The following is a 12,150-nucleotide window of genomic DNA, read 5'->3' on the forward strand; positions in this document are numbered from 1 at the left end:
ACTGGGTCTGTGACGACCCCCAAAAACAACTCATCTGGGCCGCCGCTACAAAGGATATTGGCTTCGATCCTCCGTGCTGGCAACGCTTGGCGCACCGGGACCTTTAAAGAAGAGGCCGCCGCCCCTGTCGGCAAGGACCGGGACGACCGTATCATCGCCGAAGTCGATGCAAGTCCATACTGACGGGCGGGATAGAATAAGAGAGCAATGGCGCAAATCCAGACGCCGAAATGGAGAATGAATATGACACCAACCGAAGAAAATAATCTGCAGCTCGTGAAAGATGCTTATGCGTCCAGCGCACGCGGGGAGCCGCAAGGTTTCACGGCCAGCTTCACCGCTGATACGGAGATTCATGAAGCGCCTTCGCTGCCTTATGGCGGCATTCACAAGGGCGTTCAAAGCTTTCCGACGCTTATCGGAAAGGTTCTGGAACATTATTCCAGCCTCAAATTTACGAAGCATAATATCATCGCCAGCGGTGACAATGTCGTATCCTGGGGCGTTCTCGATCTCGTCGGCAAGAAAACGGGAACTGCCGTCACCATTCCCCTTGTCGAAATCTGGACGATCATCGACGGCAAGACGCAAAAGCTGGAAGTGATATACGGCGACACCGTCGAAGCTCTAAAAGCTGCCGATCTTCTTTGATCTAATGGGTGATCGACTCCTTAATTGATGTCGATCACCCAAATTCCGGCAGGTCGCCCCGACGCTTGTTCTGAGCTTCGGGAGACCTTGCCGGGACAAACAGGATCTCGACAGGAATGCAGGGTTAAAGCCCCTGAACCGGCCTCCCGCTGCTCTTCCCGCTCAAACGGCGTTTTGTGCCCCGTCGTTTTCGAGCGGTCGCACGCTACGGGGCGAGACCTTCCACGCCATGCCGCCAACCTGAAAAACGCATGGATCGTCCGCAGCATTAACGCAGATGGTGAAGCCGGTGCGCGTAAAGCGCATCGCCAGCCGTCTGCGCGCCGGGTCTTCCCACTGTGCGACGGTCAGCCTGTGGCCTTCCTCGTCGAGCCATTCGACATCCGCATCCGCCAGCATCGCAGTATCGCGCAACTCGTCGCGGCCCGCCCGCAACGCCGCGAGGGCGAAGGCGTGCGCTTCGATATCCCCGTCCCGCGCCGCCCAGTCGATCCAGCCGGTCGCATTATCCTGTGCATAGCCATTGTTATTGCCGTGTTGGGAGCGGCCGAACTCATCCCCCGCCGTCAGCATGATCGTTCCGCGCGAACAGAAGAGGGTGGATAATAACGCCTTCACGTCGCGCCTGCGCGCGGCCAGCACGGCGGGGTCGTCGCTGCCGCCCTCCACGCCATTGTTCCAGCTGAAATTTTCGCCATGGCCGTCGCGATTATCTTCGCCATTCGCCTGATTGTGCCGATGTTCGTAGGCGGTCAGATCGGCGAGCGTGAAGCCGTCATGCGCCGCCAGGAAATTGACCGACCGGCTCGCCCCGATGGCCCCGAAAATATCCGACGATCCCGCCAGTCGTGTCGCAAAAGCGCCCAGCATACCGGAGTCGCCCCGCCAGAAACGCCGCATATCGTCGCGGTAGCGATCGTTCCATTCCAGCCATGGCGCGGCGAAACGGCCAAGCTGATAGCCGCCCGGCCCGATATCCCATGGTTCGGCGATCATGATCCGGTCGGCCAGCACCGGGTCGGCGCGCAGTTCCTCCAGCAACGGCGCATGGGCATCGAACCCGTGCGGCAGCCGACCCAGCGCGGGCGCGAGGTCGAAGCGAAAGCCATCCACCCCCGCCTGCGTCACGAAATGACGCAATGAATCGCGGATCAGCCGCCGCACCATCGGCTGGTTGCAATCGATGCTGTTGCCGGTCCCGGTATCGTTGATGAGCGATCCGTCGGGCGCATGCCGGAAATAGTCGCTCGCGTTGAGGCCACGCAGCGACAGGGTCGGTCCCAACGCATCGCTTTCGCCATCATGATTATAGACCATGTCGAGGATCACGCCGATGCCCGCCTGCCGCAGCGCCGAGACGGTCGCGCGCAGTTCCGCCATGCCTCCGGGCGCTAGGCGGGGATCGAGCGCGAAATAGCTGACCGGATTATAGCCCCACGCATTGGTCAGGCCGAGCGGCGGCAGATGCCGCTCGTCGATCCAGGCGTTGATCGGCATTAGTTCGACCGCGCCGACATGCAGCCGCTGGAGGTGATCTATCACGGCTGGATGCGCCAGCGCCGCGATCGTGCCACGCTGCGCCGCGGGCACCTCGGGATGCCGCATCGTAAAGCCGCGTACCTGAATTTCGTAGATCAGCCCGCCCGGCTGGAACAGGGGTGGCGCGGCCGGGACCGGCGACAGCGGGGCTTCGATCACTCCCTTGGGCATGAGCGCCGCCGTATCGCGCCCTTCGCCCCGCCGCGCCGCCAGCGCCGGATCATAGGAAAAGGCCCGGTCGATCGCGGGCGCATAGGGGTCGAGCAGCAGTTTGTCGGGATCGAACCAATAGCCCGCCACCGGATCATAGCGCCCTTCCGCCCGCAAGCCGTAGCGCTGTCCTTGCCCCAGACCGGACAGTTGAAGTCGCCACACCCCTGCCCCGTCCTGCATCATCGGATGCCGGGTCTCGCGGTCCTGCTGGTCGAACAGGCACAGCCATAGCTGGCTGGCCTCTGGCGCCCATGTCGCAAAGCGCGTGCCATTATCGTCGTGAGAGGGACCCAGCACCGGCTCCGTCACGCCGCCGCCGACAGCAGCGATCGGAAGAGGGCGGCATAGCGCGCGGCGCTGTGTTCCCATGAAAAATCCGCGCGCATCCCCGCCCGCTGCATCGCCCGCCAGACGGGCCGGTCGGCATGCAGCGCTACCGCCCGGCCGATAGCATTGTCGAGCGCCTGCGCGTCGTCGGGCGTAAAGACCACCCCCGTCGCCGCGCCCGCGCCCAGCGCGGCCTCATTGGCGTCGATGACGGTATCGGCCAGCCCACCCACCCGCGCCACCACCGGCACGCTGCCATAGCGCAGCGCATATAGCTGGGTCAGGCCGCATGGCTCGAACCGGGACGGGATCAGGATCGCGTCGCCCCCCGCTTGCATCAGATGCGACAACGCCTCATCATAGCCGATCTGCACGCCGACGCGCCCGCCATGCGTGTCCGCCGCCGCCAGAAACGCGGCCTCCAGCGGCGCATCGCCCGACCCCAGCACCGCCAGCTTCGCCCCGCTCGCCACCAGATGGTCGATCGCCTCGATCATCATGTCCATCCCCTTTTGCCAGGTCAGGCGGCTGATGATGGTGAACAGCGGCGCGTCATCATGCTCCAGCCCGAAGCGCGCCTCCATCGCCGCTCGATTGGCGGCACGATGCGCCATGGTGCGCATGGTGAATGGTCTCGCGATCGCCGGATCGGCGGCGGGGTTCCAGATGTCGGTATCGACCCCGTTCAAGATACCGTGCAGCCGGTCGGCTCGCCCGTTCATCAATCCTTCCAACCCCATGCCGTGCACCGGCGATCGGATCTCCTGCGCGTAACCGGGGCTGACCGTGGTGATGGCGTCGGCCGACACCAGACCGGCTTTCAGGTAGCCGATGCCGCCATAATATTCGACGCCATCCATCCCCCAGGCGGACGGCGGCAGGCCAAGCCCATCGAATATCTCCGCGCCGAACCGGCCCTGAAAGGCGAGATTGTGGATCGTGACGACCTTGGGCACATCATGCGCCGCGCCAAAGCGCATATAGGCGGCGGTCATCGCCGCCTGCCAGTCATGGGCATGAACCAGCTCGGGCCGCCATCCCGCAATCCCCTGCGCCGCAATCTCGGCCCCGACCAGCGACAGCGCCCCGAAACGCCGCCAGTTGTCGTTCCAGTCCTTGCCCGAAGGCCCGCCATAGGGTCCGCCTTCCCGCGCGAACAGCCCCGGCGCATCGAGCACCAGCAGGTCGAGCGCCCCCGCCCGCGCCGCCAGCAGACGCGCTTCCTCTCCGAACAATGCGTCATATCGCCGCACGGTCCTGCGTCGGTCCAGCCGGGTCATCAGATCGGGATAGCCCGGCACCAGCGTCCGCACCCTGACCCCATGCCCGGCCAGCGCGCCGGGCAGCGCCCCCACGACATCGGCGAGCCCGCCGGTCTTGACCAGCGGATAGATTTCCGACGCCACCGCCAAAACCTGCACCTGTCCCTGCATCACCCGATCCCCGCTCAAACGCTCAAGCCCCGATCCGGTCGATCATCGCCTGGGTAATCAGGCAGACGCCATTCTCGCTCCGGCGGAAATGCAATATATCCTCGTCCGGCTCTTCCCCCACGACCAGCCCCGGCGGGATGATGACGCCCGAATCGACCACGCACCGGGTCAGCCGCGCGCCCCGCCCGATGGTCGTCCCCGGCATGATGACGCTTTGCGTGACGGAGGAGAAACTGTTGGTCCGCACCCCTGAAAACAGCAGGCTGCGGTCGAGCGCGGAGCCGGACACGATGCACCCCCCCGCGATCAGCGACGATGTGGCCGACCCGCGCCGTCCATCCTCATTATGCACGAATTTGGCGGGCGGCGTGACCTCGGAATAGGTCCATAGCGGCCAGCTATTGTCATACAGGTCGAGCGACGGCACGACATCGGTCAGGTCGATATTCGCCTGCCAGTATGCGTCGATCGTGCCCACGTCGCGCCAATAGGGTTCGCGCTCGCTCTCCGCGCTCACGCAACTGCTGGAAAAACGATGCGCCACCGCCCGGCCATGTTTGACGATATGGGGGATGATGTCGCCGCCGAAGTCGCGCCCGCTGCCCGGCGTCGCGGCGTCGCGGCGCAATTCCTCGATCAGAAAGCGGGTGCGGAACACATAATTGCCCATGGACGCCAGCGCCATGTCCGGCTGGCCCGGAATGGCGGGCGGATCGGCCGGCTTCTCGATGAAGGCGGTGATAACGTCATGTGCATCGACATGCATGACGCCAAAGCCGCTCGCCTCCGCGCGGGGCACTTCCAGGCACCCGACGGTCACGTCAGCGCCACTGTCGACATGCTGCTGGAGCATGATCTCATAATCCATCTTGTAGATATGATCGCCCGCCAGCAGCACCATATATTCGGGCGCATAGGATTCGATGATGTCGATATTCTGGAACACCGCGTCGGCGGTGCCTTCATACCATTGGCTTTCCGACACGCGCTGGCTGGCGGGCAGGATGTCGAAGCTTTCATTGCGTTCGGTGCGAAAGAAGTTCCAGCCGCGCTGAAGATGGCGGATCAGCGAATGCGCCTTATACTGGGTCGCCACCCCGATCCGGCGAATGCCGCTGTTGAGCGCGTTCGACAGGGCGAAATCGATGATCCGCGCCTTGCCGCCGAAATGGACCGCAGGCTTCGCGCGCCGGTCGGTCAGTTCGGCCAGCCGGCTGCCCCGCCCCCCCGCCAGCACATAGGCCATGGCGTCACGCGCGATCGGATGATGTCTTGTCGGCCTTGCGCTCATCTTGTCCTCCCGCCCTCGCTCACGTCTTTACGCGTCTGGCGATTAATGATGATCCAGTTCCAGCATCAACGTCGCAAGCGGGGGGATGGTGACATGCGCCCACCCTTCTTCATCCGCTTCCACAAACCCCATATTGCCGACCCCGCTGCCGCCATATTCGGCGGCGTCGCTGTTCAATATCTCGCGCCAGCGCCCCGCAGACGGCAGGCGCAGCCGGTAGCGATGGCGGACCTGTGGCGTGAAATGGCTGATGACGACGACCGGGGCCGCGGCCGGCGCGCGCCGGACCCAGGCAAAAACCGCGTCCGCCGCGCCATTGGCCAGCACCCATTCGAACCCGTCCGGCTCGCAATCCCGCGCATGCAGCGCGCGCTGTGAGCGATAGAGCTGGTTGAGATCGCCGATCAGCAATTGCACCCCCAGATGCGGGGCGTGATCGAGCAAATGCCAGTCCAGCGCACGCGCCTCGCTCCATTCCTCGCGCTGAGCGAACTCCTGCCCCATGAACAACAGCTTCTTGCCCGGATAGCCCCACATGAACGCGTAATAGGCGCGCAGGCTGGCGAATTTCTGCCAGTCGTCGCCCGCCATCTTGTGCAGCAGCGATCCCTTGCCATGGACCACCTCGTCATGGCTGAGCGCCAGCACGAAATTTTCGGTAAAGGCGTATAACAGGCCGAAGGTGATATCGTCATGATGATAGGCGCGATGCACCGGATCGCGCGCCAGATAGCGCAGCGTGTCGTGCATGAAGCCCATATTCCATTTGAAACCGAAACCGAGGCCCCCGTCATGCACCGGCCGCGAAACCTTGGGCCAGCTCGTCGATTCCTCCGCGATGGTCATCGCGCCCTCATGCGCGCCATAGACCGCCTTGTTCATCGTCCGCAGGAAATCGACCGCCTCCAGATTTTCACGGCCCCCTTCCTCATTGGGAACCCACGCGCCCGCCTCGCGCGAATAATCGAGATAGAGCATCGACGCGACCGCATCCACGCGCAGCCCGTCGACATGATAATGGTCGGTCCAGAACACCGCATTATTGACCAGATATTCGGCGACCTCGCGCCGCCCGAAATTATAGATCGCCGTGTTCCAGTCGGGATGGAATCCCTTGCGCGGGTCCTCATGTTCATACAGCGCGGTGCCGTCGAACCGGGCGAGGCCATGTTCATCGACGGGAAAATGCGCCGGGACCCAGTCGAGGATCACCCCGACACCGGCGCGATGCGCGCCGTCCACGAAGCGGGCAAATCCGGCCGGATCGCCGAAACGGGCCGTAGGCGCATAGAGGCCCAGCGTCTGATAGCCCCAGCTTGGATCATAGGGATATTCGCTGATCGGCAGAAATTCGATATGGGTAAAGCCCATGCCCACGACATAGGGGATCAGCCGCCGGGCGAGCGCATCCCAATCGAGGAAATCTCCATTGTCGTGGCGCTGCCATGACCCGGCATGGACTTCGTAAATGGACACCGGCTCGCGCCGGGGATCGACCCTGCGCCAATAGTCGCGATGCGCGGTATCGCCCCAATCATGGTCGGGTGGCCCGGCGACGATTGACGCGGTCGAGGGGCGCAGTTCCGACCGGAAGGCGAAGGGGTCGGCCTTGAGCGGCAATATCTCGCCCTGCGGCCCCATGATCTCGAACTTGTAGGCGCTGCCCGCGCCCACTTCCGGCAGGAAGATTTCCCATATCCCCGCATCCTGCCGCCGCCGCATCGGCGCACGGCGGCCGTCCCAGCCATTGAAATCGCCCACCGCCGACACGCGCAGCGCATTGGGCGCCCACAGCGCGAAATGCGTGCCCGCCACCCCTTCATGCGCGATCGGATGTGCGCCCATCTTGTCGAACAACCGCCGGTGCGATCCTTCTGCAAAATAATAATCGTCGAGCGGTCCCAGCACCGGCCCGAAGCTGTAGGGATCGATCAGGGCATAGGCGCCGCCATCGGCATAGCGCGCTTCATAGCGCAGCGGCTGCCGCGTCCTGATCGCGACCTTGCCGAAAAACAGCCCGGCCGGGTGGATGGCGGCCAGTTCCCCCACCGCCGTTCCATCGAGCCGGTGCGCCGTAACCGCGACGGCGTCGGGCAGGAATATGCAGGCGGTAAATCCCTTGCCCGCCGGATGCACGCCGAACGACGCAAAGGGATCGTCGTCGCGGCCCTCGATCAGCCTGTCGATCTGGTCGGGCGTCAGCACCCTGCGGACCGCGCGCGGCTCATGGCAGGACCTTCCATATGTCGGTCGCATATTCGCGAATGGTGCGATCCGACGAGAACCAGCCCATCCGCGCCACGTTCAATATGGCCTTTTTCGCCCAGACCGCAGGATCGCGCCACAGCGCATCGACCCGGCGCTGCGCCGCCGAATAGCTGTCGAAATCCGCCGCCAGCATGAACCAGTCATGGTCGCGAATGCCCTGGATCAACCCCTTGTAGCGATCGGGGTCGTCCGGCGAAAACACGCCGCTGGCGATCGCGTCCAGCGCCTGCCCCAATTCCCTGCTCCGCGCGATTTCCTCCGCCGGGACATAGCCATTGGCGCGCCGCTCGTTCACTTCCTGCGCGGTCAGGCCAAAGATGATGATATTATCCTCGCCCACATGGTCGCGCATTTCGACGTTCGCGCCGTCGAGCGTGCCGATGGTCAGCGCGCCATTCACGGCGAATTTCATGTTTCCGGTACCCGAAGCTTCCATTCCGGCGGTCGAAATCTGTTCGGAAAGGTCGGCGGCGGGGATCATGATCTCCGCCATCGACACATTATAATTGGGCACGAACTGGAGCTTGAGCAGCCCCTGCACCGACGGATCATGATTGACCGCGCGCGCAACGTCGCCCGCTAACTTGATGATAAGCTTGGCATTATGATAGCTGGACGCCGCCTTGCCGCCGAACAGCTTGACCCGTGGCGTCCAGTCCCGCTCCGGGTGCGACCGGATTTGGTCATACAGCGACACCGCCTCGACAATATTCAGCAATTGCCTCTTATATTCATGGATTCGCTTGATCTGAATATCAAACATCGCCGACGGATCGACCCGCGCATTCACCCGCCGCCGCAGCACATCGGCCAGCGCCACCTTGTTCGCGCGCTTCACCGCCAGGAATTTTTCCTGAAAACCGCTGTCGTCCGCAAATCCCTCCAGTCCGCGCAACGCCTGCGGATCATCCATAAACGCGTCGCCAATCGCTTCGCGCGCCAACGAAAACAGACCGGGATTGCACTGCATCAGCCAGCGGCGGAAAGTGACGCCGTTAGTCTTGTTGTTGATCCGCGTCGGATACAGCCGGTGAAGATCGGCGAAAACCGTTTCCTTCATCAGATCGGTGTGCAACGCCGACACGCCGTTGATGCTGTGCGATCCCGCGAAGGCCAGATTGCCCATGCGCACCCGCCGCTCGCCGCCTTCGTCGATCAGCGAAATCGCCCCGATGCTCCCGTCACCGAATGGTCCCGCCCCATCCTCTCCCCGGAAGCGTCGCGCTTCGGCGATCAGGCGGCTATTGATCGCATAGACGATCTGCATGTGCCGGGGCAGCATCCGTTCGAACAACGGCACGGGCCAGCTTTCCAGCGCTTCGGGCAATAATGTGTGATTGGTGTAGCTGAAGGTCCGCCGGGTAATGTCCCACGCCTCGTCGAAATCGAGACCATGGTCGTCCAGCAGGATGCGCATCAGTTCAGCCACCGCGACGGCCGGATGGGTATCGTTAAGCTGGATCGCCGCCTTGTCAGCGAGCGTCGCGATATCACCGAAATATTGGAGATGCCGCCGAACAATGTCCTGCAAGGATGCCGAGGAGAAGAAATATTCCTGCCGCAACCGCAATTCCTGTCCGGCAGGGGAACTGTCGGCGGGATAGAGCACGCGCGTCAGGCTCTCCGCGCGATTGCTTTCCGACAGCGCGCCCAGATGGTCACCGGCGTTAAACTTGTCGAGCAGGATGGGATCGATCGGCTGCGCCTGCCACAGACGCAGCGTGTTGATCCGCTTGCCGCGCCAGCCCGCGATGGGCGTGTCGTAGGGCGTCGCGATGACGCGCTCTGCCGGTCGCCAGTGCATCTGATGTGCGCCCGTCGCCTCCCCCTCGGCTGGATCGACCCGGCCGCCAAAGCCGATTTCATAGCTCGCCTCGCGCCGCTCGAACTCCCATGGATTGCCGTGGGCCAGCCAGGTTTCGGGCAGTTCGACCTGCCACCCATCGGATATTTCCTGCCGGAACATACCGTTCACATAGCGGATGCCATAGCCATAGGCGGGCACATCGACCGTCGCCATGCTTTCCATGAAACAGGCGGCCAGACGACCAAGGCCGCCATTGCCCAGCGCCGCATCGGGTTCAAGCGCCGCGATGATGTCGATATCGACGCCGAGCGATGTGAGTGCGGCCTGCATATCGTCGAGCATTTCCATGTTCGACGCCGCGTCGCGCATCAGCCGCCCGATGAGGAATTCCAGGCTCAGATAATAGACTCGCCGCCCCTGCTGCTCATAGGTTTTTTGGGTCGAACTGATCCATGCGTCGATCACCCGGTCGCGGATCGAGAGGATGACGGCATGTAACCAGTCATGCGGCTTGGCCGCCTGCGCATTCTTGCCGATCCGGTAAGTCAGTCGCTCGACAATCTCATGCGCCAGAACCTGCGGATCGATCGTGCGGGGCGCCGGTGTGGGCAATTTATTCTGGCCCTGGAGGGTCATGCGCGATTTCCCCATAGATGAGTCCGGGGAAGGATGACACAGCGGGCCGCACCACGCTATCGCCAAATTTTGCGTCGCAGCAAAATAAGCGCGGCTTTTCAGGCGGCTTGGCGTCCGCGTCGGATGGAAACGGCATTCCGTACGGCGGCGCGCAATTCGGCGCGTACCGGATACGCGTTGGAAGGCAAATGCTGGGTCATGAATATGCCGATCAGCCGCTCGACCGGATCGACGAAGAAGAAGGTCGAAAACACGCCGCCCCAATAATATTCGCGGGTCGCAAGGTCCACGGCGACGCCGAGACCAAAGCCGGTCCCGGCATAATCGGCCTCACTGAACAGCGACCGCGACAGGCTGGCGAGATCGCCGCCACCCGGCAGGTGATTGCGGCACATCAGCGCGACGGTTTCCGGCCGCAACAGCCGCGCGCCATCCAACTCTCCGCCGCGAAGCAGCATCCGCGCGAAGCGATGATAATCCGCTAGGGACGACACTAGGCCACCGCCGCCCGAAAGCAGCCGCCCGGTCCGTCGCCAGCCACTCCGTGCGCCCAGGTCCACCACCGACAGGTCTCGGTTCTCGCCCAGCTTCCACGCATCGGTCAGCCGATCCGCGCGATCGGCAGGCACCGCGAAAAAACTGTCGGGCATGCCGAGCGGATCGAAGATGCGGCTGCGGAACAGGCTTTCGAGATTTTGCCCGGTCAATCGCTGGATCACGACGCCCAGCACATCGGTGGCGACCGAATAGTTCCACCGATCGCCGGGCGAAAATTCCAGCGGCAGCTCGGCGAGCGCGGCGATGAAAGCATCCGAAGTCCGGTTCTGCTGAAACTCGTCCAGCCCCAGAGCGCGATAGCGTGCGTCGATCCGGGTCCTGTTCTGAAGGCCATAGGTCAATCCCGACGTGTGGCGCAGCAGGTCGATCATCCGCATCGGCCGTTTGGAGCGCCGCCAGCCCCATCGCCCCACCCGCAACCGGGCAAATTCGGGAATGACGTCCGTGACCGGATCATCGAGGGCGACCAGTCCCTGCTCCACCAGTTGCAGGAAGGCGACGCTCGTCACGGGCTTGGTCATCGATGCGATGCGGAACAGGGCATCATCGCGCAATGCTCCCCCGTCGGCCCGCGCGATCCCCGTCCGCATGGTGAGCAAAGGCGCCTCATCGCGCGAGACCAGCAATTGCACATGCGGCAGCTTGCCGCTGGTCACATAGGATTCGAGATGCGCGGCGAGCCGGTCGAGCCGGGCCGGGTCCATGCCTGCCGCCCGCGCGACCGCCGCATCCATAAGAATTTCCGTCATGGACGCTCCCGATCAAGTCATCCCCCGCGCTAACCGACACGCACGCCAAGGTAAATGACCGGCGCGGTCGTGGCCATCGCTACCAACGCTTCCCGATTGCCAAAACCCCGCCCCACCCGTTATGGCAACCGGCCTTGACGCCTGATACTGGACTCTATGGGCATGGCCAGCGGCCTTTCTGCGATATTCCTTGAAAACCGCCCGGCGCTGCTGCGATTTCTGCGCGCGCGCGGCGCGGGCGAGGATGCGGAAGATCTGCTCCAGGACATCTGGATGAAACTGGAAGCAAAGGATCTGGGACCCGTACTTGATCCGCTGCCCTACCTGTATCGCATGGCCAATAATCTGATGCTCGATCGCTATCGCTCGGCGACGCGGCGAGAACGACGGGAACAGGACTGGGCGGATGGCGCGGGCGGGGTCATGGCCGACCCGACCGCAGACCTGCCCATCGACGAGCGCATGATCCTGTCACAGGGGCTGGACGAGGCGCGGGACGCCTTGCGCGCGCTGGGCCCGCGTGTGGAAATGGTGTTCCGCCGATTCCGTATCGAGGGCATCGGCCAGCGCATGATCGCGCAGGAGCTTGGCGTCAGCCTCACTACGGTGGAAAAGGACTTGCAAAAGGCCTATCGCGCAATGCTGACGCTCAGAAAGCGGCTCGATACGGAATGAGGC

General features: G+C 63.4%; 9 protein-coding genes. 3 read left to right on the forward strand and 6 right to left on the reverse strand.

Annotated features, from left to right (window positions below):
• The coding region (locus tag ACODSN_RS14260; RefSeq protein ID WP_489056155.1) for a hypothetical protein at positions 1-183 on the forward strand (183 nt) is incomplete at its 5' end.
• A 60-nt stretch (positions 184-243) separates the two neighbouring features.
• Positions 244-651 (forward strand): nuclear transport factor 2 family protein, encoded by a 408-nt coding sequence (locus ACODSN_RS14265; protein WP_489056156.1) that lies wholly within the window; start codon positions 244-246, stop codon positions 649-651.
• A gap of 162 nt (positions 652-813) precedes the next feature.
• Here the strand turns inward: ACODSN_RS14265 and glgX are convergent, their stop codons facing one another.
• The 6 genes from glgX to ACODSN_RS14295 form a co-directional block, all read right to left on the reverse strand.
• Positions 814-2,772 carry a glycogen debranching protein GlgX gene (gene glgX / locus ACODSN_RS14270; protein WP_489056157.1) on the reverse strand — a complete coding sequence of 653 codons (1,959 nt, stop codon included), beginning with the start codon at positions 2,770-2,772 and terminating at the stop codon, positions 814-816.
• On the reverse strand, positions 2,709-4,163 hold the full coding sequence (gene glgA / locus ACODSN_RS14275) for a glycogen synthase GlgA (RefSeq protein WP_489056158.1): 1,455 nt from the start codon (positions 4,161-4,163) through the stop codon (positions 2,709-2,711). The genes glgX and glgA overlap by 64 nt, the downstream gene beginning before the upstream one ends.
• A 22-nt stretch (positions 4,164-4,185) precedes the next feature.
• Positions 4,186-5,454 carry a glucose-1-phosphate adenylyltransferase gene (gene glgC / locus ACODSN_RS14280; protein WP_489056159.1) on the reverse strand — a complete coding sequence of 423 codons (1,269 nt, stop codon included), beginning with the start codon at positions 5,452-5,454 and terminating at the stop codon, positions 4,186-4,188.
• A 42-nt stretch (positions 5,455-5,496) separates the two neighbouring features.
• Positions 5,497-7,659: a 1,4-alpha-glucan branching protein GlgB gene (gene glgB, locus ACODSN_RS14285; RefSeq protein WP_489056160.1), complete on the reverse strand. Its 2,163-nt coding sequence runs from the start codon at positions 7,657-7,659 to the stop codon at positions 5,497-5,499.
• 19 nt (positions 7,660-7,678) lie between these two features.
• Positions 7,679-10,165: a glycogen/starch/alpha-glucan phosphorylase gene (locus ACODSN_RS14290; protein WP_489056161.1), complete on the reverse strand. Its 2,487-nt coding sequence runs from the start codon at positions 10,163-10,165 to the stop codon at positions 7,679-7,681.
• 98 nt (positions 10,166-10,263) lie between these two features.
• The gene (locus tag ACODSN_RS14295) at positions 10,264-11,472 is read right to left on the reverse strand and encodes a serine hydrolase domain-containing protein (protein WP_489056162.1); all 1,209 of its coding nucleotides are present in this window, start codon (positions 11,470-11,472) and stop codon (positions 10,264-10,266) included.
• Between the two features lie 162 nt (positions 11,473-11,634).
• Here ACODSN_RS14295 and ACODSN_RS14300 point away from each other — a divergent pair, with 162 nt between their 5' ends.
• On the forward strand, positions 11,635-12,147 hold the full coding sequence (locus tag ACODSN_RS14300) for an RNA polymerase sigma factor (RefSeq protein WP_489056163.1): 513 nt from the start codon (positions 11,635-11,637) through the stop codon (positions 12,145-12,147).
• Positions 12,148-12,150: the final 3 nt, after the last annotated feature.

This window comes from Sphingobium sp. FG11 (assembly GCF_057809915.1).

Coding starts and splice junctions, on each gene's coding strand:
- glgC (WP_489056159.1), bottom strand. CDS start 5,454: ATGAGCGCAAGGCCGACAAGACATCATCCGATCGCGCGTGACGCCATG.
- ACODSN_RS14290 (WP_489056161.1), bottom strand. CDS start 10,165: ATGACCCTCCAGGGCCAGAATAAATTGCCCACACCGGCGCCCCGCACG.
- glgA (WP_489056158.1), bottom strand. CDS start 4,163: ATGCAGGGACAGGTGCAGGTTTTGGCGGTGGCGTCGGAAATCTATCCG.
- ACODSN_RS14265 (WP_489056156.1), top strand. CDS start 244: ATGACACCAACCGAAGAAAATAATCTGCAGCTCGTGAAAGATGCTTAT.
- ACODSN_RS14300 (WP_489056163.1), top strand. CDS start 11,635: ATGGCCAGCGGCCTTTCTGCGATATTCCTTGAAAACCGCCCGGCGCTG.
- glgX (WP_489056157.1), bottom strand. CDS start 2,772: ATGGGAACACAGCGCCGCGCGCTATGCCGCCCTCTTCCGATCGCTGCT.
- ACODSN_RS14295 (WP_489056162.1), bottom strand. CDS start 11,472: ATGACGGAAATTCTTATGGATGCGGCGGTCGCGCGGGCGGCAGGCATG.